Consider the following 22,929-nt stretch of genomic DNA (forward strand, 5'->3'; position numbering starts at 1 on the left):
CCTCACGCGATGTTAGCGAGGCCGTCCTCGCGGGCGATCGTCCCGGCCGCGGGGTCGTCCCCCGGCCCGTTGCGCGGCGCCCGGCGCCGCACGGGAATGTCATGGGTGATCCGCGCCCCCCGCGCCGGATCGTCGGGCTCCGGCCGCTCGAACACCAGCACCCGCGTGCCCAGCCGGAACGCCTCGCTGATGTCGTGCGTCACCATCACCACGGTCATCCGCGTCTCCTCCCAGAGCCGCCGCATCAGCCCGTGAATATCCGCCCGCGTGCCCGGATCGAGCGCGCTGAACGGCTCATCCAGCAGCAGCACGCGCGGCTTCAGGATCAGCGCCTGCGCCAGCGCCAGCCGCTGCTGCATCCCGCCCGACAGTTGCGCGGGATAGAGCGACGCCGCATGCCCGAGCCCCACCTCCTCCAGCAGCGTCCGCGCCCGCGCCTCCGCCCGCCGCCGCGCCGCGCCGAACAGCCGCCCGAGCAGCGGTGCCGCCGCGATCTCCAGCGGCAGCACCACGTTGCCGAGCACGCTCAGATGCGGAAACACCGAATAGCGCTGGAACACCACGCCGCGGTCCGCCGTCGGCTCGCCCGGCAGCGCCGCCCCCGCCAGCCGGATCGTGCCGTGGCTCGGCGTCTCCTCGCTCATCAGCATGCGCAGGAACGTCGTCTTGCCGCACCCCGTCGGTCCCACGACCGTCACGAAACTCCCCGCCTCGATCCCGAGGCTGATCCGCTCCAGCACGATCCGCGCGCCATACACCTGCCAGACATCGCGCACCTCGATCAGCCGCGCCGCCGCCCCGCTCACGACCGCGCCGCCCCGGCGAACCACGGGAACGCCTTCGCCTGCACGAGCCGCAACGCCGCGTCGAACACCACCGCCAGCAGCGTGATCCACAGGACATAGGGAATGATGATGTCCATCGCGAAATAGCGCCGCACCAGGAAGATCCGGTAGCCGAGCCCGTCCTGTGCCGCGATCGCCTCGGCCGAGATCAAATACAGCCAGGCCGGCCCGAGCGAGAGCCGCAGGCTGTCGATCAGCCGCGGCGCCATCTGCGGCACCACCACCCGGAGCGCGATCTGCCAGGACGACGCCCCCAGCGTCTGCGCCTTGATCATCTGCGCGCGCGGCAGCTCCTCCACCCGCAGCACGAGGTCGCGCACGATATAGGGCGCCGTGCCGATCACGATCAGCGCCACCTTCGCCGTCTCGCCGATCCCGGCGATGATGAACAGGATCGGCAGCACCGCGAGCGGCGGCACCATCGAGAAGGCGGTGATGAACGGCAGCAGCAGCTTGCGAAGATACGGCACCATGCCAACGAGAATGCCGAGCCCGAAGCTGATCGCGGTGGCGATCGCCAACCCCGACAGGATTCGCCGCAGGCTCGCCAGCGTATCCGCGAGCAGCGGATACTGCCCGGTCGCCATGTCGCGCGTGAGCGCCATCTCCCGCATCCCCGCCGCCATCTGCGCCAGCGTCGGCAACACCTTGTCAGATGGATTGACCTCGTGCCGCATCGTCGAGACGACGATGTAGCCAAGCCCGACCAGCAGGAACGGCAGCAGCATCAGCACCCGTCCGCTGCCGGGCCGGGGATGGCGGTTGATGACGCGCATCGCCCGGCTCAGAGCTTTTTCGCCGCCGCCATCCGCATGAAGTCCGACGTGTAGCGGAACTTGACGTTCCGCCTGTCGCCGAGGATCTTCCCGTCCGGAAACGCGATCCCCACCACGTTGGGCGAGGTCGCGCCCTGGCCCATCAGCCCGTGGCGGAACAGGAAGGTGCGGACATATTCCATCGTCTTCACCAGCTGCGCCGAGCGGGTGAACGCGGCCGCCCCCGCCGGGTCGGCGAACAGATGCGTCGTCTTCAGCTGCGCATCGAAACCCTTGAGGTCGGTGCCCGAAAGTTTCGCCATCGCCGTCCGCGCCGCCTTGCCCTCCGCGCTGTCCGACAGCATGATCCCCAGCGTCTCGTACCACGCCCCGGTCAGCGCCTTCGCGAATTCCGGATGCGCCTTCAGCACGTCGGTCCGCACGATGCACAGGTCGAGAATCTCGCCTGGAATCTGCGCCGAGGTGAACACCTCGTGCGCGTCGGCATTCTTCATGATCTCCTGCACGATCGGGTTCCACGTCACCACCGCGGTCACCGCCTTCGTCATCCACGCTGCCGCCATGTCAGCGTCGGAGGTGTTGACGATGCGCACGTCCCGCTCGCTCATGTGGTGCTTTTCCAGCCCCCGGTCGAACAGGTATTGCGACACCGAATACTGCACGAGGTTCACCTTCTGCCCCTTCAGGTCGGTGAACTTCGTCTTGTCCTTGAGAATCACGGCATCGTTGCCGTTAGAGTAATCCCCGGTGATGATCGAGGTCGAATCCACCCCGCCCACCGCCGGCACCGCCAGCGTGTCCATGTTGGTGATCGTCAGCGCGTCGAACGCGCCGGCGGTGTACTGGTTGATCGAGGTCGGATAATCCGCGACCTCGATCACCTCGATCTCGATCCCGTACTTGTCCGCCCATTTCTTCACGATCCCCTTGTCCGCCGCCCAGGGCCAGGGCATCCAGCCGACATAGATCGTCCAGGCCAGCTTGAATTTCTTCGCTCCGCCGGCCCGCGCCACAGGCAGGCCCGGCAGCACCGCCGCCGCCGTCGCCGCCCCGGCTCCCGTCTTGATGAATTGCTTGCGTGTCAGCATCGGTCTTCTCCTCACCGTCGATCGCATCGATCGGCGCGAGGGGGCGAACGGAGAAACCGATGCACACCCACGCACCAAAGTCTCTCCCGGGCTTTTGTCCCGCCGTGGACCGCGCGGATGTCTCCCGCGCGGCTGAAGCTCTCGGACCAGCGCCGGATTTTTGATCCGGCCGGAACCCTAGCTCGGCTTTGTTCCTGCAACCGGCGTGCCAGAGGTGAACGCACCGGCAGAAGCAAGCAAATAAAATAGGCGGCCGGCGTCGAATCTCCATAAATTGCAACGAGAATAGTCATCAAAAGATGTCAAGATATGCAAATGCGGAGTAAATAATCGGATGACGCCGGCGTGATCCGCCCCTGTGGCACGGGAGCGGAGCAGAAGAAGCAAAAACGGAGCAAAATTCTTGCCCACCCCGGCGCGAGTATGTTCTTGTTCCGTTCATGGATGTCACCCGCCGCTTCCGCGCCCTGATCGACACGCTGTGCGACGCCGTCGCCCGGCGCGGGGCTGCCGGCGCCTTCGGCCCCGGGAGCGGCGCCCTCACCATCCTGCTCTGGACCCGCCTGCGCCGCTACGCCACATTTTTGCTCCGCCTCTGCGCCGACGATGTTTCTGCGCCGCGCCCGCGTCCCTCTCGCCGCCGGGCGCGCCCGCCGGCCAATCCCGCAAGGCTCGCCTTGCCGCGCCGCGCCGCCTGGCTTCTCGCTCCGGTCCCCGAGGCCATCGCCGCCGCCGGCCAGCTCCGCGCCCTGCTCGCCGATCCCGAATTGCAGCGCCGCATCGGTGAGGAACCGCGCCTCGGCCGCATCCTCCGCCCGCTCTGCCGCTGCCTCGGCGTGAAACTCCCCGCGCCGCTCCGCCTCCCGCCGCGCCCGCCGCGCCAATCCGGCCGCGACGCCGCAGCCCCCCGCCCGAGCCGCCGCGTCCCGGCGCTGGCACCGCTGCCGCGCCGGTTCCGCCCGCCCGCCGCCTGCGCGCCGCCGCCCCGCCGCAACCGCGCCCCGCCCGGTCGCTGATCCGCGCCAGGCGGCCCGCCCATGTCCGGCCCAACGGCCGGATACTTGTCATGCGGCGAAAATGGACGAACAATATAACATCACGACAACGAAACGATGTGACTGTTCGCACAGGGCAGTTTCCGGTCCGCCCGGATCGGACGCACCGCCCTGAAATCCATGGAGAAGCATGAAGTGAGCGTTTCCGATATCTTCGCGCAGATCGTCGCCCTGGTCGGCGGCGCCGCCGTTCTCGCCCGCCGGTCGGACGCGCCCCGCCAGCCCGCCTGGGGCACCGCGCCGGCCATCCCGCCGGCGAAATCGCAGGGCAGCATCCCGACCCTGAAGATGCCGACGGCGCGCGGCTGGCCCGCGGGGCGCACGCCGGTGGCCGCTCCCGGCCTGAAGGTCAACGCCTTCGCCACCGGCCTGCAGCACCCGCGCTGGATCTGCGCGCTCCCCGGCGGCGACGTGCTGATCGCCGAGGCGTGCGAGGTGCCGCGCCCGCCCTCCTCGATCTTCGACTACGCGATGATCAGCACGATGAAGCGCGCCGCCGCGATGGGGCCGAGCGCCAACCGCATCACCCGCCTGCGCGACGCGGATGGCGACGGCGTCGCCGAAATCCGCAACGCCTTCATGGAAAATCTCAACCAGCCCTTCGGCATGGCCCTGGTCGGCGACACCTTCTATGTCGGCAATACCGATGGCGTGATGGCTTTCCCCTACACGAACGGCGCGGAGCGCATCGCCGCGCCGGGGCGGCGGCTCACCCGCTTCAACCCCGGCGGCCACTGGACCCGCAGCCTGCTGCCGAGCCCGGACGGCGCGAAACTCTATGTCGGCGTCGGCTCGCTCACCAACATCGCCGAGGCCGGCATGGCGGTGGAGGAAGGCCGCGCCGCCATCCACGAGATCGACCTTGCCAGCGGCGCCAGCCGCATCTTCGCCGCCGGCCTGCGCAACCCGGTCGGCCTCGCCTGGGAGCCGCGCACCGGCGCGCTCTGGACGGTGGTCAACGAGCGCGACGGCATCGGCGACGAAACCCCGCCCGACTATCTCACCACCGTGCGCGAGGGCGGTTTCTACGGCTGGCCCTATTGCTACTGGGGCCAGACGGTGGACGACCGGGTGAAGCAGGACCCCGCCCTCGTCGCCCGCGCGCTCACGCCGGATTACGCGCTCGGCGGCCACACCGCCTCGCTCGGCCTCTGCTGGCTGCCCGCCGGCGCGCTGCCCGGCTTTCCCGAAGGCATGGCGATCGGCCAGCACGGCTCGTGGAACCGCAGCACGCTGAGCGGCTACAAGGTCGTCTTCATCCCCTTCGCCGATGGCCGCCCCGCCGGCCCGCCGCGCGACATCCTGAGCGGCTTCCTCTCGGCGGACGAACGCGAGTCCTATGGAAGGCCGGTCGGCGTCGCGCTCGGCCCGGATGGCGGCCTGCTCGTGGCCGACGATGTCGGCGACGTGATCTGGCGGGTGACCGGCGCCTGAGGCCGGCGCGCCCTGCCGTCAGCCGAGGCCGTCATCCTCCGGCGGGCGGAACCGGGCGAGGCGCGGCGCCAGCACCGGCAGCACGAACAGCGAGAGCAGCGTCGCCGTCAGCAGCCCGCCGAGAATGACGATCGCCATCGGCCCCTCGATCGCATCGCCGGGGGAGCCGGCGGCGATCGCCAGCGGCAGCAGCCCGAGGGCCGTCACGCTCGCCGTGATCACAATGGCCGGCAGCCGGTCGGCCGCCGCCGCGCGCGCCGTCGCCGCCGACCAGTCCATCCCGTGCTCCAGCACCAGCCGGCGCATGTGGATCAGCAGCAGCAGCCCGTTGCGCAGCGTCAGGCCGAACAGCGTCGCCAGCCCCACCATCGCGCCGAGGCCGAGATGACCGGCGAGGAAGATCCACACCGCCGCGACGCCGCCGGCAAAGGCGACCGGCAGGATGCCGACGATCAGCGCCACCGCCCGCGCGTCGCGCAGCGCCAGCGCGATGAGCGCGAGGATGACGCCCAGCGCCATCCCCGCATGCACGACGAGCGAGCGCCGCGCCGCCCCGCCCGCGATCGCGGTGCCGCCATACTGCACATAAATTCCGGCCCCGAGCCCAAGCCCGGCGATGCGCCGGCGCAGCGCCGCGACCACCGCCGCGGACCGCCCGTGCGCGGTCTGCACGGTGACGACCTGCACCCGCCGGCCGTCATCGTGCAGGATCTGCGCCGGGCCGCGGGTCTGGCCGATTTGCGCGATCCGCCGCAACGGCACCACCATCCCGCCGGACGCCGCCACCGGCAGGTCGCCCACCGAGGCCGGCTCGCGGCGCAGCGCCTTCGGCAGCGTCACCACCACCGGCTCGACCAGCGTGCCGCGATACACATGGCCGACCACCGTGCCGGCATAGGCGATCCGCAGCGCCGCGAGCGCCGCGCGCGCCGTCACGCCATAGCGCAGCATCGCCGCGCGATCGAGCGTCACCGACAGGGTGGGCTCCGCCTGGGTCGCGGCGAGCGATGCCGCGCGCACCCCCGGCAGGTGCCGCGCCGCGGCGGCGATGCGCTGCGCCGCGACGTCGATCCGGGCGAGGTTCGGCCCGTAGACGGATACCGTCACCGGCGCCGTCACCCCCGCGAGGCTCTCGTCGATCCGCTCGCTCAGGAAGGTGTGGGTCCACCAGGCCAGCCCCTGGATGCCGTCGACCGCGTCGAGAATCCGGCGCGTCGAGCGCGCGGCGTGGCGGTTGCCGGTTCGGCTGAGGGTGATGTCGATCTCGGCCTTGTTCACCCCGGCATGGCCGTTGCTCATCGAGGCCCGGCCGATATGCATCACCGCGCTGGCGACCTCGGGCAGGCGGTCGATCGTGCCGACGACGCGGCGGCCGATCGCCAGCATCGCGTCGATCGACATGCCGGGGGCGGCCAGGAAGTGGACGATCACGTCGTTCTCGCGGAAGCGCGGCAGGAAGCGCGCCTGGAGCAGCGGCGCGCTGACCGCCGCCACCGCCGCCACGGCCACCGCCAGCACGGCGGCGAGCCGCCCCCAGCGTTCGAGGCCGGCCAGCGCCCGCCGGTAGGCCGGTTGCAGCAGCACGATCGGCGGCGTGTGCGCCCGCCCGTCATCGCCGCGCCCGAGCAGCAGCGCCGCGAGCGCCGGCGTCACCACCAGCGCCACCATGAGCGAGGCCGCGATCGCGGCGATATAGGCGATGCCGAGCGGCGCGAACAGCCGTCCCGCCACGCCGCCGAGCGCGATCACCGGGGTGAAGGCGACGACGACGGCGGCGCTCGCGAACACGATCGCGCTGCGCACCTCCAGCGAGGCGCGGAGGATCACCAGCAGCCTCGGCGCCGGGGCGGCGGCGGCGCGGTTCTCCCGCAGGCGGCGGGTGATGTTCTCGACATCGACCACCGCGTCGTCGACCAGTTCGCCGAGCGCGATCGCGAGGCCGGCCAGCGCCATGGTGTTGAGGGTGATGCCGAGCGCCGTGATCACCCCGACCGCCGCCAGCAGCGACACCGGAATGGCGACGAAGGAAATCAGCGCCGCCCGCCAGTCGCGCAGCGCGACGAGCAGCACGAGCAGGATCAGCGCCGCGCCGATCAGCAGCACATGGCCGAGATCGAGCAGCGCGACGCGGATGAACGCCGCCGGCGTGAAGGCGCGCGGATCGACGCCGACCCCCTCCGCCCGCAGCCCCGGCGTCAGCCGCGCGATCACGTGCGCCGCCTGGTTGGCGACCTTCAGCGTGTTGGCGCCATAGAGCGAGGAGACCAGCAGCAGCAGCCCCTGCCGGTCATGGATCAGCGCCGCGCCGAACCGCGGCGGCGTGGCGATCCGCACATGGGCGACATCGCCGAGGCTCACCGGCACGCCATCGCGCGCGCCGAGCCAGCTTGCCGCCAGCGCCGCGGCGTTGCGCGCCTGCCCCTCCGGCGCGAGGACGAGGCGCTGGGCGCCGCTGTCGATGAACCCGGCGCCGAGCACGGCGCTCGCCGCATGCGCCGCCCGCGCCACCGCCGCCAGGGTGAAGCCGGTGGCCAGCAGGCGGCGCGGCCGCACGGCGACGTCGAATTGCGGGGGCCGCGCGCCGAACATCACGATATTCGCCACCCCCGGCACCGCCAGCAGCGCCGGCCGCACCTCGGTCTCGGCGATCGCCGTCAGCCGCTCCAGCGACATGTGCCCGGTGGGGTAGAGCCCGATTTCCAGCGCCGTGCCGGTGGAGGACTGCATCGGCGCGAGCCGGGGCACGATCCCCGCCGGCAGCGCGCCGCCGAGTTCGGCCAGCCGCCCGGCGACGCGCTGGCGGTCGCCGAAGGGATCGGTGCCGCCGTGGAACACCAGATGCACCACCGACAGCCCGGCCTCCGAGGTCGAGCGCATCCGCGCGAGGCCGGGCAGGCCGGTGAGGCGGCGCTCCAGCCGGTCGGTGACCAGCTGTTCGGTCTGCAACGCGCTGAAGCCGGGTGTGGCGGTCTCGATCACCACCGTCGGCGCGGTGAATTCGGGAAACACGTCGTAGCGGGCGCCGGGCAGCCGCGCGATCTGGATCGCCGCGAGCCCGCCCACCAGCAGCACGACGACGAGCCGGTAGCGCAGCGCGGCGCGGACGATGGCGGACAACAGCATGGGCCGGTCTCAGGTCCCGCCGGCGGCGCCGGCGGTCCGCGCCAGCATCGAGTTCAGCAGCCCGGCCCCGCGCACGACGATGGCGGGATCGCGCGGCAGCGCCGTGGCGGGCACGAAGCGCGTGCCCGGCGCATCGCCCCGCCGCAGCGAGCCGGTGCCGCCGAGCGGAACGGCGGTGAAGACGCGCGGCGCCGTCCGCACGAAGGCGAAGGCGCGGTCATGGTGCCAGACCAGCGCCGAGACCGGCACGTCATATCCGGCGATCGTCCGCCCCGCCGGCAGCGACACCGCGAGCGGCGTGCCGACGGGCAGGGCCGGTCCGGTGAACAGGAACGCCTGGCCGAGCAGCCCCGGCGGCAGCTGCCCCGCCGGGCCGATGGCATGGAGCGCCGCCGTCCCGCCATTCGCCAGCCGCGCCGTCGCGGCGGCGGGCAGGTGGTTCAGCGCCGCGCCGCCCTGCACCACCGAGACGAGCGACCCGCCGGCTTCGATGGCGCGGAACGGCGCGCCGTTCCCGGCGATCGCGGCGCCGAGCGCGGCGCCGAAGCGGGCCGCCGCCGCCGACCGCAGCGCCGCGAGCCGCGCCCGCGCGCTCGTCGCCCCCGCCTCGGCCTGCTGGACGCTCGCCTCCGAGACATTGCCCGCGGCGTGATAGAGGCGGCGCGTGCGGGCCAGGGTGGCGGCGGCGAGGGTATCCGCCGCCCGCGCCGCGACGATCCGGCTCCGCAGGGTGAAGACCGGCGTCGGGTCGATCACCCGCCCATAGGCCGCGATCATCGGCGTCTCGGTGTGCAGGGCGGGCACCGCGGTGACGATCAGCCCGCTGCGCAGCGTCGCCGCGTCGACGGTCACGCCGCCCGCCGCCCGCGCCGCGCCGGCGCCCAGCACCAGGAACGCCGCCATTGCCATTCCCGCGACACGCCGCCTCATGCGGACACCTCCCTGAAAACCCGATGATGCAGCGCGTCGGCCAGGGCGGCGAGCGCGCGCAGGCGCTGGCCCTCGGCGGTCAGCAATTGTTCGCGGGCGAGGATCGCCTGCCCCTCGGCCTCGACCAGGCGCAGCCGGCCGGTGGCGCCGAGCCGGTAGGCCTGCGCCGCCTGCGCCGCGCGCCGCGCCGCGATGGCATCGAGCCGCCGCGCCGCCAGCAGCGTGTCCCGGCTGCCCCGCCAGGCCGCCGCCGCCGCGTCGATCTGCGCCAGCACACGCGCCTGCGCCCGCTCGAACTTCGCGGCGGCGAGGCGGCGCTGCGCCCGGGCGATGGCGATCTGCCCCTGGTGCTGGTTGAGCACCGGCAGCGGCAGCGAGAGCGAGAGGATGAACTTGCTGTCGCCCTGGTCGTAATGATAGCCGGGGCCGATCGAGATGCCGGGGAACTGGCTGTCCACCGCCTGGCGCAGGGCATCGTCGGCGGCGCGGTAGCGGGCGAGGGCGGCGGCGACCTGCGGCCGCGCCGTGATCGCCGCGCGGACCAGGGCGGGCCAGCGGTCCGGCGCCGGGGCCGATGGATGGGCGAAGGCGGCGAAGGACAGCGACACCCCCCGCAGCGCCGCCGCCGGCATGCCGATCGCGGCGGCGAGGCGGGCGCGGTCGGCGCCGATCCGGCCCGCCGCCTCCGCCGCGGCGAAGCGCGCGCGATCGGCCGCCGCCTCGGCGCGGGCGAGAACGGTCTCGGCCAGCATGCCCGCCGTGGCGCGCTGGGCGATCAGCGCCTGCGCCTGCCCGGCCTCGCGGGCCGCGAGGCGTTGCAGCCGCGCCGCGCGCCGGTCCAGCCACAAGGTCAGCAGCGCATCGCGCACCGCCGACCGCTCCCGCCAGGCAGCGGCGGCGATGACATCGCGGGCGGCGGCCTCGCGCGCCCGCGCCGCCGCGATCCCGGCCTGCCGCGCGCCGAAATTCGCGACCAGGAACTGGATCACCGGCCCGACCTTGATCGGCGAGGGCACCGGCTGGGTGGCGTTGAAGGTCGGCGACAGCGACAGCGTCGGGTTGGGAAGCTGGCGCGCGCGCACGACCTGCCCGGCCGCCACGTCGGCTTCCGTGGTGCGGATCCTGAGGTCCGGCCGCTCGTAGACGGCGACCAGCGTCAGCGCCCGCAGGCCGAAACGCCCGTGCGGAGGCTCGCCCATCGCGTCGAGAAACCGCACGAGGCCGGGCTGGTCGAGCCGGCGGGCGGTCAGCGCGGCGGCGGCGGCGGCGGGGTCGATCGGCGCGGGCCGGACGTGCGCGCAGCCCGCCAGCGCCAGGGCGAGCAGCGGGGCGACCCGCCGCAGCGCGGGCAAAAGTCCGCGATGCCGGGGGCCGGGCGCATGGCCGGCGGACCCGATCAACCGCGATACCTCCGTTCGTGCCGTGCCATGCAACGTCTCCGTGCAAACCGCCCCGCGCGGATCGCGGGAAAACGAGCCGAGGCAGTGAGCGGGCCGGCATGCCAAGTCAATGCCGGCGGGTTCACAAGGTTGCCAGCCGGTTGCCGGAGAGCGCGGCCCTCAGCCCCAGCGCAGGACCAGCGGATCGAGCCGCCGGGCGATTTCCAGCAGCCCGTCGCGCGTCGCCGGATGGAGCGGCGCGAGGGGATGGCGCACCGCCTCGCTGCGGATCACCCCGCCTTCGCGCATCAGCGCCTTCGCGGCGATCAGCCCGCACTGGCGGTTCTCGTAGTTGATCAGCGGCAGGATGCGCTCGTAGCCGGCCACCGCCTCGTCGCGCCGGCCGGCGAGATAGGCGTGCACGATGGGGCCGATCAGGTCGGGATAGCCGCCGCCGGTCATCGCGCCGGTGGCCCCCGCGTCGAGATCGGCGAGCAGGGTGATCGCCTCCTCGCCGTCCCACGGCCCCTCGATCGCGGCGCCGCCGAGCTCGATCAAGGTGCGCAGCTTGGCCGCCGCCTGCGGCGTCTCGATCTTGAAATAGGCGATCTGCGCGATCTCGCGCGCCATCTGCGCGAGCAGCTCGGCCGGCAGCGGCGTGCCGGCCACGGGGGCGTCCTGGATCATCACCGGAATGCGGATCGCATCCGACAGGCGGCGGAAGAAATCCCACAGCCCGGCGGCGCCGACGCGGATCGTCGCACCGTGATAGGGCGGCATCACCATGACCATCGCCGCCCCCATCGCCTCGGCGCGGCGGCTGCGCTCGATGCAGATATCGGTGCTGAAATGGCTTGTGGTCACGATCACCGGCACGCGGCCGGCGACGTGTTCGAGCATCCGCTTCATCAGGATCTCGCGCTCGTCATCGCCGAGGACGAACTGCTCGGAGAAATTGGCGAGCAGGCACAGCCCGTCCGAGCCGGCATCGATCATGAAATCCACGGCGCGGCACTGGCCGTCGAGATCGAGCCGCCCCGACTCGTCGAAAATCGTCGGCACCACGGGGAACACACCCCTGTATCGCGGTCTCGTCTGCGTCTCGGTCATGGTCGTTCCCAGGCTGCTGGTTGCGCCGGCGCAGAGATGCGGTCCGGCGGCGGCGGTCCCCGGCTTGGGTTCGCGCCGCGCGGCAGCTTCCCGTCCCCGGCGGAAAAGTCAATCCGCCGGCGGGCGTTCACATTCCGCGGCGCGGGGTTGCAGTCATGCGGCGGGGCCGCCATTCCGGACGGGTCGGCAACGGGGAAGGGGAGACCATCGGCAGTGGGCTGGGCCAGGACTTTCATGCGCATGGACAAGCGGCGCTATTACGGCGCCAAGGTGCCGCAGATCACGCTGGCGTTCTGGGTCGCGAAGATCCTCTCCACCGCGATGGGCGAGGCCACTTCCGACTTCCTGGTCTTCCACACCAATCCCTATCTCGCGGTGATCGGCGGCGGGCTCGGCTTTCTCGCCGCCCTCGCCCTGCAATTCGCGACCCGGCGCTACGTGCCGGCGATCTACTGGCTGCTGGTCGTGATGGTCAGCATTTTCGGCACGATGGTGGCGGATGTCATCCATGTCGTCCTCGGCGTGCCCTATCCGGTATCGACCGGGATGTTCGCCGCGAGCCTCGTGGTGATCCTCGGCGCCTGGAGCCTGTCGGAACGCACGCTGTCGATCCACACCGTCGCCACCCCGCGGCGCGAGGCGTTCTACTGGGCCACCGTGATCGCCACCTTCGCCCTCGGCACCGCCGCCGGCGACCTCACGGCATCGACCTTCGGCCTCGGCTACCTGAACTCCGCCATCCTGTTCACCGCCCTGTTCGCGGTGCCCGGCCTCGCCCGGCGGCTGTTCGGGCTGAACGAGGTCGCGGCGTTCTGGACCGCCTATATCCTGACCCGGCCGATGGGCGCCTCCTTCGCGGACTGGTTCGACAAGCCGGTGAGCAGCAGCGGCCTCGGGTTCGGCACGCCGGCCGTCGCGGCGATGCTCACCGTCGCTGTGGCGCTGGCGGTCGGCCATATCTGCCTGCGCCACCGCCGGGCCGGGCCGGGGGCGATCGCCGCCGAATAGCCGCAGACGGCGGCTTGCATTGCGGCGGCGCGGGGGCCACAAGACGGCATGTTCGCCGAACAGGCCGGTGCGCCGCGCGCGGCCGCATCCCGCCGCCCCAGACTGTCCGAGGCCGCAAGACGCCTTGTGTGGCGCCTGGTCTATCGCCTGTACGAGAGGCGGCTCGCCCGCGAGGTGGCGGCGGGGCCGCTGCCGCACCATGTCGGCATCATCCTCGATGGCAACCGCCGCCACGCCCGCCTCGCCGGGCTCAGCGACCCGGGCGAGATCTACCGCCTCGGCGCCGCCAAGCTCGACGAGATCCTCGCCTGGAGCGCCGAGCTCGGCATTCCGATGATCACGCTCTGGGTCTTCTCGCCGGCCAATCTCGGCCGGCCGGAGGCGGAGGTCGGCGGCATTCTCGGCGCCGTCGAGGCCAAGATGCGCGCGCTCGTCGCCGATCCGCACATCCGCAGCCGCGGCGTCCGCCTCGCCGCGATCGGCCGGCGCGACATCCTGCCCCCCGCCCTGCTCGCCGCGATCGACGCCGCCGAGGACGCCACCAGCGGCAATGACGGCATGACGGTCACGCTCGCGATCGGCTATGGCGGGCGCGAGGAGATCGCCGATGCGGTGCGCGCCCTGCTCGCCGAATGCGCCGGGGCCGGCATGGACTGCGCCGCCGCCGCCGCCGCGGTGAGCCCGGAGGCGATCCGCCGGCATCTCTATCTCGGCGGGATGCCGGACCCCGACCTGATCATCCGCACCAGCGGCGAGATCCGCCTCTCCGGCTTCATGCTCTGGCAGAGCGTGCACAGCGAACTGCATTTCTGCGACGCCACCTGGCCCGCCTTCCGGCGGATCGACTACCTGCGGGCGATCCGCGCCTTCCAGCGCCGCGACCGCCGCTTCGGCCGCTAGAGCACGTTCCGATCCTGATCGATTTCAGATTCGGGACACCAGAAAAAACGACGGTTTGGCGGCCTGCTTGTCCCTGGAATTGACCCACGGATTTCAGGGGCAGGACACCAGGGCTGGTAGCGGGCCCGCCTGACCGTGCGCCCCGAGCCGGGTTTGCCAGCACCCGCCCCGGCGCATACGCTGTTCCCGTTGTCTTCACGCGGGGCCGGAAACGCCGATGCAGGTCGAACTGCGCCACTGGCGCGCCTTTGTCGCCGCGGCGGATGCGGGTCATTTCGGCCATGCCGCCGAACGCCTCGGCATCAGCCAGCCGGCCCTCAGCCAGCTCATCCGCGCGATCGAGACCGCGCTCGGCCTGTCGCTCTTCGATCGCGCCGGCCGCAACATCCGGCCCAGCGCCGCCGCGCTCGGCCTGCTGCCCGAGGCGCGGGCGATCGTCACCCAGGCCGACCGCGCCGAACGCGCCGCCGCCAGCGCCGCGCCATCGCCGCCGGCTATGTCGGTTCCGCCGCCTTCCACCCTCTCTTCGCCGCCCTGATCCGCGCGATCGACACCACCAGACCGGAAATCGCGCTCCGCATCGACCAGGTCTCCGGCACGATCCAGGTCCAGCACCTCGCCGCAACCCGCCTCGATCTCGGGATTGTCCGCTCGCCGCTGCCGACCCTCGACCCCGCCCTCGCGACCCTCACCCTCGCGCGCGAACGCATGATGATCGCTGTCGCCGAAACCAGCACCCGCCGCGATGCCGGGCCGCTGCCGCTCGCCGCCTTCGCCGAACACCCCTTCATCCAGTACATCGAACAACCGAGCGGCGGCCTCCGCCGCCTCACCGCCGAAGCCTGCGCCGCCGCCGGCTTTGCGCCGCGCACCGTGCAGACCGTGCCGCAAATCGCCACGATGCTCTGCCTTGTCGGCACCGGCATCGGCGTCGCCATGGTGCCGGAAACGATGGCGCGCTTCGTGGTGCCGGGCGTTGCCTACCGGCCGCTGCGCGAACGCATCGTCACCGACCTCATCCTCATCTACCGCCGCAGCGATACCGCGCCCGCCCTGCGCGCCACGCTTCGCCTCGCCCGCCGGCTTGTCGATAAGAGCTCCTTATCGATTTGACCGGAATCGCTGATTGGCCGCGCCGGGCGGTGCGGTATCACGAAGGCATGGAGGAACGTCTCGGCATCGCGGTGAAGCGGGCTATGCTCGCACCGGAGCGGTTCGCGCCCGGCGCGAGCGGTTTCAGCGTACCGGCGGTGTTCCGCGGCGCGGAGGGGGCGGCCGCGCGGCAGGCGCTGATCGTGCTGCACGGCGCGCGGCGGGACTGCATCGAATATGCCGATATCGCGACAGATGCGTTTGGCGACCGGCTCGGCACGCTGGCGCTGGCGGTGCCGCAATTCCCGATCGCAGCGGATCTGGCGGGGGTGGAGGGTGCGGCGCGGCTCGCGCGCTGGCCCGACCGGATCTGGATCGAGGGCGGGGCGGCGGTGGCGCCGGCCGGGCTCGACGCGTTTTCGGTCCTCGATGCGCTGATCGGGCATTTTTCCGATCGCACGGCGTATCCGCTGGTGAGCGAGATCGTGATCGCGGGGCATTCGGCCGGCGGCCAGCTCGCGCACCGGCATGCGGTGCTCTCGCCGCTCGGCGACGCGGTGCGCTACGTCGTCGCCAACCCGGCCTCGTATGTCTGGTTCGGGCCGGCGGCGGGGCCGTGGAAGTACGGGCTCGCGGGGCGGCCTGCCTATGGCGGGGCGCTCGACGATGCGGCGATCGAGGCGCGCTATGCCCGGCGCGACGTGGTCTATCTGCTCGGGCGGCGCGACTGCGACCCGGAACACCGGATGCTCGACCGCACGCCGCCGGCGCTGGCGCAGGGGCCGCACCGGCTGGCGCGCGGGCGCAACTATATCGCTCATCTCGCGGCGCGGCAGGGTGCGGCCCTGCGGCACCGGCTTATCGAGATCGAGGGCGTGGGGCACGACCCTGGCGCCCTGTTCGCCGCGGCGGCGGCGCGCGACGCCGTGCTCGGCGCGGCGCGGAACAATCAGGAGGAGGAAACCAGATGACCACACGCAGAAACGCACTGGGTCTCGCGGCCATGGCGGCCGGGCTCGCGGCGGGGATGGCAGTGCCGGCCCTCGCCGCCGCGCCGCCGCCGACGATCACGAGGGGGGTGCTCACCGTCGCCTACCGGACCGACGACAAGCCGGTCTCCTTCATCGCCGACGGCAAGCCGACCGGCTTTCTGGTGGAGTTCGAGGAGGCGATCGCGGCGAAGCTCGGGCTGAAGGTGAGGTTCGTCGCGACGAGTTTCGCCAGCATGCTGCCGGGCGTGCGGAACCACATCTACGACACGGCGGCTTTCGCGACGCTGGTGACGCCGGCGCGGCAGAAGGCGGTCGCCTTCACCACGCCGATCGGCTACGGCCAGGCGCGGCTGGTGAGCCGGAGCGGGGCGGCGATCGGGAAAGTGGACGGCGCGTCCGGCAAGACGGTGGCGATCACCCAGGGCAGCGCGCTGATCCCGCTGCTGCGCCACATCGCGCCGGGGGTGAAGGTGCGGGAGTTCCCGAACATCGCCGCCAGCCTGAATGCGCTGATCGCGGGCCAGGTGAACGGACTCTTCACCGGGCTCGCGACGGCGAACGCGCTGGTGAAGAAGCATCCCGGTCTCGTCGCGTCGCAGACCGTGACCACGGGCGTTGCCGAATATCCCGTGGCGAAGGGCAATCCGAAGCTGCTCAAGGCGATGGACAGGGCGATCGGCGAACTGATGAAGGACGGCACCTACACGAAGCTGTTCGTGAAGTGGAATCCGCCGGCGGTGCGCATTCCGGATCAGCTCTACAAGGATTATCCGGGCATGCCGCACCAGCCGCCGGCGAAGGCCTGAGCGCGGGGCGCGCCGATGTTCCGGGGGCTGGCGCGGATTCAGCAGACGTTCTTCGACGCGCACATGATCGCGCATGTGATGCCGACGCTGCTGCGCGTCGGCCTGCCGAACACGATCCTGCTCGCCGTGCTGGCCTCGCTGATCGGGATGGTGGTGGGGCTCGCGATCGCGACCGGACTGCTCGCGCGGCCGGCCGTGGTGCGGCTCGCCTGCCGCGTCTATGTCGATATCCTGCGGGGGCTGCCGCACATCCTGACGATCTACCTGATCGGCCAGGGGCTGCCGATCGCGGGGCTCAGCCTGTTCGGCAACGATACCTATGCCTACGCCGCGCTTTCGATCGGGCTGATCGAGGGGGCCTACATGGCGGAGATCTTCCGTGCCGGGCTGCAGAGCGTCGAGCGCGGGCAGATCGAGGCGGCGCGCACGCTGGGCATGACCAGGTGGCAGACGATGCGCGACATCATCCTGCCGCAGGGCATCCGCCGGGTGCTGCCGCCGCTGACCGGGCAGTTCATCCTGGTGATCAAGGGCACGGCGCTGGTGTTCCTGCTGGGGCTGACCTCGTCGCAGCGGGAGATCTTCTCGATCGCGCAGGATTCGGCGATCAACAACGCCAATCTCTCGCCGCTCACCGCGGCCGGGATCCTGTATCTCGCGCTGACGGTGCCGATGACCTACGCGGTGAATGCGTGGGAGCGGCGGCTGCGCGGCGAGCGGCAGGGAGGGCGCGCCGATGTCTGACGCGGCGAACGGCGTGGCCGTGCGGTTCGAGCAGGTGACCAAGCGTTATGGCGCGACCGAGGTGTTGAGCGAGATCTCGCTCGATGTCCGCCGCGGGAGCACAACCTGCATCATCGGGCCGTCGGGGTCGGGCAAGTCGACGCTGCTGCGCTGCACGAACCTGCTGGCGCGGCCGGACGAGGGGCGCGTGCTGATCGACGGCGTGGACATCACCGGGCCGGGCACGGATGTCGACGCGATGCGGGCACGGGTCGGCATGGTGTTCCAGCATTTCCACCTGTTCAGCCATCTCGACGTGATGGACAACGTGACGCTGGCGCTGCGCCGGGTGCGGCGGATGGCGCGGGAAGAGGCCGAGGCGCGGGCGGTCGCGCAGCTCCGCGCGGTCGGGCTCGAGGGGCTGGAGCGGCGGCGGCCGGCGGAGCTTTCGGGCGGGCAGCAGCAGCGGGTCGCCATCGCGCGCGCCCTGGCGATGGAGCCGGCGGTCATGCTGTTCGACGAGGCGACCTCCGCACTCGATCCCGAGCTGGTCAAGGGCATTCTCAACGTGATGCGCGATCTCGCGCTGTCGGGAATGACGATGCTGGTGGTGACCCACGAGATGCGCTTCGCCCGCGAGGTGGCCGGCGAGGTGGTCTTCATGGATCGCGGCCGGATCGTCGAGACGGGCGCGCCGGACCGCCTGTTCGATCATCCCGGGACCGCGCGGCTGCAACAGTTTCTCGACCAGGTTCTCTGATCCCCGCCCACAGGAATATGCCCATGACCGAGAACGTCCCCCCACCCGCGCCGGCCGAGATCGCGGCGCTGTTCAGCCGCCAGTCGGTCTGGCAGTCCTGGCTCGATGTCGAGTCCGCACTCGCCGCGACGCAGGCGGAGCTCGGCATGATCCCGGCGGAGGCGGCGCGCGAGATCGCCGCGCGGGCGCGGCTGGAGACGATCGGCGAGGCGGCGCTGGCGGCGGATATCGCCAAGACGCGCGCGCCGGTGGTCTCGCTGGTTCGGCTGCTCTCGCGCGCTTGCGCGGGCGAGGCCGGCGGCTTCGTTCACTGGGGGGCGACGACGCAGAACGTGGTGCAGACCGGCCGGGTCCTGCTGATGCGCCGGGCGCACGCGGCACTGATGCGCCGGCTCGCCGCGATCCTCGACCGGCTCGCCGGCTTCGCCGAGGCCGAGGCCGGGACGGTGACGGTGGCCCGCACCAATATCCGCCACGCCTTGCCGATCACCTTCGGCTTCAAGGCAGGGGGCTGGATCGAGGAATTTCTCCGCCATGAGGAGCGGTTCCGCGAGGCGGCACCGCGCGTCTTCCGCGCGCAATGGGGCGGCGCGGTGGGAGCAATGCATGCGGTGGGCGAGGCCGGACCCGAGCTGAACCGCCGGCTCGCGGCGCGGCTCGGGCTCGGCTGGCACGAGATCCCCTCGCGCGCCGGGCTCGACACCTTCGCCGAATACGTCCTGCTCCTCGGGATGTTCGCGGCGACCTGCGGCAAGATCGCACGGGATCTCTACGTGATGATGTCGGACGAGTTCGGCGAGGTCATCGAGGATCTCGGCGAGGAGGTGATTGGCTCGTCGACCATGCCGCACAAGGTGAACTCGAAGATCGCGGTGCATGTGATCGCGCTTTCGGCGCGGGTGCGCGCGCAGGTGCCGCTGGCGCTGGAGGCGATGCAGCCGAGTTTCGAGGGCGATGGCGCGAACAACCAGATGCTCTCGGCGCTGATCGACCAGGCCTGCCCGCTGGCCTACGAACTGGCGGCGCAGATGGATGAACTGCTGGCGGCGATCCGGCTGCGGCCGGCGGCGATCGGGCGCAACCTCGCGATGTCGGGCGCGTTCATGGCCTCCGAGAATGCGATGATGGCGCTGGCGCCGCTGCTCGGCCGAACCGTGGCGCACGATATCGTCCATCAGGCGATTGCCGAAGCGGTGGAAACCGGCGGGGATCTTGCGACGCTGATCGCCGCTGCCCCCGATGCGGCCGGGCGCTTCGATGCCGCGATGGTCAGGGACGCGCTCGACCCTTCGTCCTATATCGGCCAGAGCGTCGCGCTGGCGCGCGGAATGGTCGGCCCGGCGCGGGCGGCGGCGGCGCGGCTGCGCGACAGGGCGAATGGCTCCGCGTCGACGGGGCCGCTGGCCTGACGAACCGGCTCCCGCCTGGCGCCGCCGGGCCGCGGCCTCGGAGTGCGCCGGGCCGGGAACCTGCCGGCGGTCACGCACGGTCCCGCCGGCTCGAGGCCCTCACCCATACGAATTCACCCGCAGGCGATGGAGGGAGAGCCGGGCCGATTCATCATCGGCCCGATCCACCAGATTCAAAGTGGACAGTAAAAAACAATCGTTCAGCGGCCTGCTTGTCCCTGAAATTCATCCACGAATTTCAGGGGCGGGACACTAGGCCCCGCGCGGCGGCGTGCCGGCGCGGGCGATGGGGGCGACGAATTGCGGCTCGGTGTCCCAGGGGAACAGGATCCAGGTGTCCTGCGAGACCTCGGTGATGAAGGTGTCGACCAGCGCCTTGCCGGCCGGCTTGGCGTAGACGGTGGCGAAATGGGCGCGGGGGAGAAGCTGGCGCACCTCGCGCGCGGTGGTGCCGGTATCGACCAGATCGTCGATGATCAGGAAGCCCGCGCCGTCGCCGGCGGCGGTGGGCGGCTTGGTGATGGTGGGCTTGCCGATCCGCTCCTCGTCATAGGTGACGATGCTGACGGTCTCGATCAGGCGGCATTCCAGCTCGCGGGCGACGATGGCGGCCGGGATGAGCCCGCCGCGGGTGATCGCGACGATGCCATCGAACGGCGCCAGCGCGTTGAGCCGCCAGGCCAGCGCCTTGGAGTCGCGGTGAAGCTGGTCCCACGAGACGGTGTAGTAATGCGTGGCCATCAGAACAGGCGTCCTCCGTCGGGCACGGTGAAATCGGGGCGGATCAGCACGACCTCGCCGTTTTCGTCCGGCATGCCGAGGGTGAGCACCTCGGACATGAAGGGGCCGATCTGGCGGGGCGGGAAATTGACCACGGCGCAGACCTGCCGGCCGATCAGCCGGTCCGGCGCGTAATGCACGGTGATCTGCGCCGAGGAGCGCTTGACGCCGAGCGCGCCGCCGAAATCGATCCACAGGCGGATGGCGGGCTTGCGGGCCTCGGGGAAAGGCTTGGCATCGACGATGGTGCCGACGCGGATGTCCACACGGGCGAAATCGTCATAGGTGATCGTCGGGGGCGGGTTCTCGGCCATGAGGCTGCATTGGCCAGCGCGGGCGCATTGTCAATCCGGCGGCGGAGTGCGATTTGATTCGGCAGATCGTTACAGGAGTGTCCAGAGAATGCGCGATTTCGATTTTCCGGGCCGCAGCGCGGTTTACGCGGGGCGGGCGATGGCGGCGACCTCGATGCCGGCGGCGACCCTCGCCGCGCTCGACGCCTTGCGGGCGGGCGGCAACGCGCTCGATGCGGCGGTGACGGCGGCGGCGGTGCTCGGCGTGATCGAGCCGCAATCGACCGGCATCGGCGGCGACTGCTTCTGCCTCTACAAGAAGGCCGGCAGCCCCGAGGTGATCGCGCTGAACGGCTCCGGCCGCGCCCCTGCCGGCGCGACGATCGACTATTTCGAGTCCCAGGGAATCGCCCAGTTCGACAACATCTCGGCCCATGCCGTCACCGTGCCGGGCGCCGTCTCCGCCTGGGAGACGCTGCTCGCGGCGCATGGGCGGCGCGGGCTCGATGCGGCGCTGGCGCCGGCGATCCGCTATGCCGAGGAGGGGCATCCGGTGCATCCGCGCGTCGCCTTCGACTGGAAGATTGCCGAGGGCAAGTTGCGCCGCAGCGGCGCCGCCGCGCTGCTGCCGGGCGGCGCCGCGCCGGTCGCAGGCACGATGTTCCGCCAGCCCGAGCTTGCCCGCACGCTGCGGGCGATCGCCAAGGACGGGGCGAAGGCGTTCTACGAGGGGCCGATTGCCGCCACGATCGTGGCCGAACTGCGGGCGCGCGGCGGCGTGCATGCCGAGGCGGATTTCGCCGCCGGCCGCACCGCGGCGAAATTCGTCACCCCGATCAGGCGCGATTTCGACGGGCTGACGATCTGGGAATGCCCGCCGAACGGCTCGGGCCTGCTGGCGCTGATGCTGCTCGGCATTCTCGAAGGGTTCGGCCCGGCGCCGGACGGGCCGATGGGGCCGATCCGGCTGCACCGGCACATCGAGGCGGCGCGCCTCGTCTATCGCGATCGCGACGCGCTGCTGGCCGACCCGGACCAGGCGGAGGTGCCGGTCGCGCATCTGCTGAGCGATGACTATCTCGGCGGGCTGCGGGCGCTGATCCGCGACGACCGGGCGATGGTGGACCTGCCGCACGCCGGCGAGACGGCGCTGCCGCTGCATCGCGACACGGTCTATCTCTGCGTGGTGGACGAGGACGGCAATGCCTGTTCGTTCATCAACTCGACCTACGAGAGCTTCGGCTCGGGCATTCTCGCCGGGGATACCGGCGTGGTGCTGCACAATCGCGGCATGGGCTTCCGCATCCAGCGCGGCCATCCGAACTGCATCGCCCCGGGCAAGCGGCCGATGCACACGATCATCCCCGGCATGGCGACCCAGGGCGGCGAGGCGGTGATGCCGTTCGGCGTGATGGGCGGGCATTACCAGCCGATGGGCCAGTCCTGGCTGGTGACCAACATGCGCCAGTACGGGCTCGACGTGCAGGAGGCGCTCGATCTCGCCCGCGTCTTCCCCTTCGGCGGGCAGGTCGAGGTCGAGCGGTCGGTGCCGGCGGCGACCCTCGAAGGCCTGGTCGCGCGCGGCCACAAGGTGGTGCGCGACGACCGGCCGGATGCGCGGCCGCATGGCGGCGGCCAGGCGATCTGGATCGATCGCGGGCGCGGCGTGCTGATCGGCGGGTCCGACCCGCGCAAGGACGGCTGCGCGCTCGGCTATTGATGCCGCGCCGCGCGGCCATCATCGCGTCGCATCGGAGCGGTCGCCGTTCGCGACTGGCGGTGCGATGAACGGCGGCGGGCCGGGGGACCGGCCGCGGCCGCCGCCGGTGGCGGCGCTGATGCCGATGGCGGTGACCGGCGTGGCCGTGCTGGGCTTCATGCCCGCGCTGATCCTCGTCTTTCTCGCGCAGCTGATCTGGGGCGCCGGGTTCGTCGGGCCGTTCATGCTCTACGTGGTCTGGCCTTTCGCCATTGTCGCGGTGGCGGCCATGCGCATCGTCATGGGCGGGATGGGGCGCGGCAAGGTGCGGATGCTGGCGCTGTTCCGCTGGCTGCGGCTCGGGATGTATGCGGCCTATGGCGCGACGTTCCTGGCGTCCCTGGCGATCGCGCTCGCCACGCCGAGCCCGTTCGCGCGCATCGGGCTGATCGTGCAGATGATCGTCATGGCGGCGATGGTCGCCGTGCTGTTCCGCTGGCTGCGCGGGTTTTCGAGATGGCGGTGGCTCGATCCGCGGTCGCGCCCCGGCGAGTGGGAACTGGCGACCGACGCGGAATTGCGCCAGCCGGCCGATTCGAAACAGATCGGTTACGCGGCCAACAGACTGAAGCGGAATTATCCGGCACTCTATGAGCATATCTATGGCGAGGAGAAAAATTCCGGTTTGAATTCCGGCGAAAAGGGCGAATAGTGGGCGGCGCCGGGA

22 protein-coding genes and 1 riboswitch are annotated in these 22,929 nt (G+C 71.6%); of the genes, 13 read left to right on the forward strand and 9 right to left on the reverse strand.

From position 1 onward, the window contains the following. Positions 1-2: 2 nt before the first annotated feature. The 3 genes from ACMV_RS15205 to ACMV_RS15215 are packed head-to-tail and all read right to left on the reverse strand — an operon-like array spanning position 3 to position 2,709. Positions 3-806 (reverse strand): ABC transporter ATP-binding protein, encoded by an 804-nt coding sequence (locus ACMV_RS15205; protein ID WP_013640978.1) that lies wholly within the window; start codon positions 804-806, stop codon positions 3-5. Next, a complete protein-coding gene (locus ACMV_RS15210) occupies positions 803-1,621 on the reverse strand; it encodes an ABC transporter permease (protein ID WP_013640979.1) in 819 nt (272 codons plus the stop codon). The genes ACMV_RS15205 and ACMV_RS15210 overlap by 4 nt, the downstream gene beginning before the upstream one ends. A gap of 8 nt (positions 1,622-1,629) precedes the next feature. Further along, positions 1,630-2,709 (reverse strand): putative urea ABC transporter substrate-binding protein, encoded by a 1,080-nt coding sequence (locus tag ACMV_RS15215; protein ID WP_013640980.1) that lies wholly within the window; start codon positions 2,707-2,709, stop codon positions 1,630-1,632. A gap of 81 nt (positions 2,710-2,790) precedes the next feature. Next, positions 2,791-2,901: riboswitch (guanidine-I (ykkC/yxkD leader) on the reverse strand. A 248-nt stretch (positions 2,902-3,149) separates the two neighbouring features. On the opposite strand from ACMV_RS15215, the gene ACMV_RS15220 reads away from it, so the two are divergent. Next, the gene (locus ACMV_RS15220; RefSeq protein WP_013640981.1) at positions 3,150-3,725 is read left to right on the forward strand and encodes a hypothetical protein; all 576 of its coding nucleotides are present in this window, start codon (positions 3,150-3,152) and stop codon (positions 3,723-3,725) included. 174 nt (positions 3,726-3,899) lie between these two features. After that, on the forward strand, positions 3,900-5,198 hold the full coding sequence (locus ACMV_RS15225; protein WP_172637336.1) for a PQQ-dependent sugar dehydrogenase: 1,299 nt from the start codon (positions 3,900-3,902) through the stop codon (positions 5,196-5,198). Positions 5,199-5,216: 18 nt separating this feature from the next. Here the strand turns inward: ACMV_RS15225 and ACMV_RS15230 are convergent, their stop codons facing one another. From ACMV_RS15230 to ACMV_RS15245, 4 genes are all read right to left on the reverse strand, one after another. Next, on the reverse strand, positions 5,217-8,321 hold the full coding sequence (locus tag ACMV_RS15230; RefSeq protein WP_013640983.1) for an efflux RND transporter permease subunit: 3,105 nt from the start codon (positions 8,319-8,321) through the stop codon (positions 5,217-5,219). A gap of 9 nt (positions 8,322-8,330) precedes the next feature. Beyond that, a complete protein-coding gene (locus ACMV_RS15235) occupies positions 8,331-9,251 on the reverse strand; it encodes a hypothetical protein (RefSeq protein ID WP_012040273.1) in 921 nt (306 codons plus the stop codon). Then, the gene (locus ACMV_RS15240) at positions 9,248-10,651 is read right to left on the reverse strand and encodes a TolC family protein (RefSeq protein ID WP_013640985.1); all 1,404 of its coding nucleotides are present in this window, start codon (positions 10,649-10,651) and stop codon (positions 9,248-9,250) included. Before ACMV_RS15240 ends, ACMV_RS15235 begins: the two co-directional genes overlap by 4 nt. A 159-nt stretch (positions 10,652-10,810) precedes the next feature. Then, positions 10,811-11,740, reverse strand: coding sequence for a dihydrodipicolinate synthase family protein (locus ACMV_RS15245; RefSeq protein WP_013640986.1), 930 nt, complete (start codon positions 11,738-11,740; stop codon positions 10,811-10,813). 240 nt (positions 11,741-11,980) lie between these two features. On the opposite strand from ACMV_RS15245, the gene ACMV_RS15250 reads away from it, so the two are divergent. From ACMV_RS15250 to ACMV_RS15290, 9 genes are all read left to right on the forward strand, one after another. Next, positions 11,981-12,748 carry a COG4705 family protein gene (locus tag ACMV_RS15250; protein WP_231295292.1) on the forward strand — a complete coding sequence of 256 codons (768 nt, stop codon included), beginning with the start codon at positions 11,981-11,983 and terminating at the stop codon, positions 12,746-12,748. Positions 12,749-12,796: 48 nt separating this feature from the next. Then, positions 12,797-13,648: a polyprenyl diphosphate synthase gene (gene uppS, locus ACMV_RS15255; RefSeq protein ID WP_013640988.1), complete on the forward strand. Its 852-nt coding sequence runs from the start codon at positions 12,797-12,799 to the stop codon at positions 13,646-13,648. Between the two features lie 217 nt (positions 13,649-13,865). Next, on the forward strand, positions 13,866-14,186 hold the full coding sequence (locus ACMV_RS20930; RefSeq protein WP_013640989.1) for a LysR family transcriptional regulator: 321 nt from the start codon (positions 13,866-13,868) through the stop codon (positions 14,184-14,186). An 8-nt stretch (positions 14,187-14,194) separates the two neighbouring features. Beyond that, positions 14,195-14,761, forward strand: a complete 567-nt coding sequence (locus ACMV_RS20040; RefSeq protein ID WP_331429021.1) for a LysR family substrate-binding domain-containing protein — start codon at positions 14,195-14,197, stop codon at positions 14,759-14,761. Further along, a complete protein-coding gene (locus tag ACMV_RS15270) occupies positions 14,758-15,711 on the forward strand; it encodes a hypothetical protein (protein ID WP_231844434.1) in 954 nt (317 codons plus the stop codon). Before ACMV_RS20040 ends, ACMV_RS15270 begins: the two co-directional genes overlap by 4 nt. Next, positions 15,708-16,538 (forward strand): ABC transporter substrate-binding protein, encoded by an 831-nt coding sequence (locus ACMV_RS15275; protein WP_013640992.1) that lies wholly within the window; start codon positions 15,708-15,710, stop codon positions 16,536-16,538. Before ACMV_RS15270 ends, ACMV_RS15275 begins: the two co-directional genes overlap by 4 nt. A 15-nt stretch (positions 16,539-16,553) precedes the next feature. Beyond that, the gene (locus ACMV_RS15280) at positions 16,554-17,282 is read left to right on the forward strand and encodes an amino acid ABC transporter permease (protein WP_012040280.1); all 729 of its coding nucleotides are present in this window, start codon (positions 16,554-16,556) and stop codon (positions 17,280-17,282) included. After that, entirely contained in the window at positions 17,275-18,021 is a 747-nt protein-coding gene (locus ACMV_RS15285) for an amino acid ABC transporter ATP-binding protein (RefSeq protein WP_039888436.1), read from the forward strand. Before ACMV_RS15280 ends, ACMV_RS15285 begins: the two co-directional genes overlap by 8 nt. A gap of 23 nt (positions 18,022-18,044) precedes the next feature. Continuing rightward, complete coding sequence (locus tag ACMV_RS15290) at positions 18,045-19,430, forward strand: lyase family protein (protein WP_013640994.1); 1,386 nt, start codon at positions 18,045-18,047, stop codon at positions 19,428-19,430. Between the two features lie 252 nt (positions 19,431-19,682). On the opposite strand, the gene gpt is transcribed toward ACMV_RS15290, so the two are convergent. Further along, the gene (gpt, locus tag ACMV_RS15295; RefSeq protein ID WP_007422887.1) at positions 19,683-20,171 is read right to left on the reverse strand and encodes a xanthine phosphoribosyltransferase; all 489 of its coding nucleotides are present in this window, start codon (positions 20,169-20,171) and stop codon (positions 19,683-19,685) included. Next, positions 20,171-20,524: a tRNA-binding protein gene (locus ACMV_RS15300; protein ID WP_007422888.1), complete on the reverse strand. Its 354-nt coding sequence runs from the start codon at positions 20,522-20,524 to the stop codon at positions 20,171-20,173. The genes gpt and ACMV_RS15300 overlap by 1 nt, the downstream gene beginning before the upstream one ends. An 88-nt stretch (positions 20,525-20,612) precedes the next feature. On the opposite strand from ACMV_RS15300, the gene ACMV_RS15305 reads away from it, so the two are divergent. Together ACMV_RS15305 and ACMV_RS15310 are read left to right on the forward strand one after the other, a co-directional pair. After that, entirely contained in the window at positions 20,613-22,223 is a 1,611-nt protein-coding gene (locus ACMV_RS15305) for a gamma-glutamyltransferase family protein (protein WP_013640995.1), read from the forward strand. A 64-nt stretch (positions 22,224-22,287) separates the two neighbouring features. Next, entirely contained in the window at positions 22,288-22,914 is a 627-nt protein-coding gene (locus tag ACMV_RS15310; RefSeq protein WP_013640996.1) for a hypothetical protein, read from the forward strand. Positions 22,915-22,929 lie beyond the last annotated feature (15 nt).

The sequence above is a fragment of the Acidiphilium multivorum AIU301 genome (assembly GCF_000202835.1).
GTDB lineage: Bacteria > Pseudomonadota > Alphaproteobacteria > Acetobacterales > Acetobacteraceae > Acidiphilium > Acidiphilium multivorum.

Bases quoted from the DNA above. Each gene is read 5' to 3' on its own strand.
- ACMV_RS15220 (WP_013640981.1), top strand. From the start codon at position 3,150: ATGGATGTCACCCGCCGCTTCCGCGCCCTGATCGACACGCTGTGCGAC.
- ACMV_RS15230 (WP_013640983.1), bottom strand. From the start codon at position 8,321: ATGCTGTTGTCCGCCATCGTCCGCGCCGCGCTGCGCTACCGGCTCGTC.
- ACMV_RS15290 (WP_013640994.1), top strand. From the start codon at position 18,045: ATGACCGAGAACGTCCCCCCACCCGCGCCGGCCGAGATCGCGGCGCTG.
- ACMV_RS15215 (WP_013640980.1), bottom strand. From the start codon at position 2,709: ATGCTGACACGCAAGCAATTCATCAAGACGGGAGCCGGGGCGGCGACG.
- ACMV_RS15310 (WP_013640996.1), top strand. From the start codon at position 22,288: ATGAACGGCGGCGGGCCGGGGGACCGGCCGCGGCCGCCGCCGGTGGCG.
- ACMV_RS15210 (WP_013640979.1), bottom strand. From the start codon at position 1,621: ATGCGCGTCATCAACCGCCATCCCCGGCCCGGCAGCGGACGGGTGCTG.
- gpt (WP_007422887.1), bottom strand. From the start codon at position 20,171: ATGGCCACGCATTACTACACCGTCTCGTGGGACCAGCTTCACCGCGAC.
- ACMV_RS15300 (WP_007422888.1), bottom strand. From the start codon at position 20,524: ATGGCCGAGAACCCGCCCCCGACGATCACCTATGACGATTTCGCCCGT.
- ACMV_RS15280 (WP_012040280.1), top strand. From the start codon at position 16,554: ATGTTCCGGGGGCTGGCGCGGATTCAGCAGACGTTCTTCGACGCGCAC.
- ACMV_RS15235 (WP_012040273.1), bottom strand. From the start codon at position 9,251: ATGAGGCGGCGTGTCGCGGGAATGGCAATGGCGGCGTTCCTGGTGCTG.
- ACMV_RS20930 (WP_013640989.1), top strand. From the start codon at position 13,866: ATGCAGGTCGAACTGCGCCACTGGCGCGCCTTTGTCGCCGCGGCGGAT.
- ACMV_RS15305 (WP_013640995.1), top strand. From the start codon at position 20,613: ATGCGCGATTTCGATTTTCCGGGCCGCAGCGCGGTTTACGCGGGGCGG.
- ACMV_RS15250 (WP_231295292.1), top strand. From the start codon at position 11,981: ATGGACAAGCGGCGCTATTACGGCGCCAAGGTGCCGCAGATCACGCTG.
- uppS (WP_013640988.1), top strand. From the start codon at position 12,797: ATGTTCGCCGAACAGGCCGGTGCGCCGCGCGCGGCCGCATCCCGCCGC.
- ACMV_RS15275 (WP_013640992.1), top strand. From the start codon at position 15,708: ATGACCACACGCAGAAACGCACTGGGTCTCGCGGCCATGGCGGCCGGG.
- ACMV_RS15285 (WP_039888436.1), top strand. From the start codon at position 17,275: ATGTCTGACGCGGCGAACGGCGTGGCCGTGCGGTTCGAGCAGGTGACC.
- ACMV_RS15245 (WP_013640986.1), bottom strand. From the start codon at position 11,740: ATGACCGAGACGCAGACGAGACCGCGATACAGGGGTGTGTTCCCCGTG.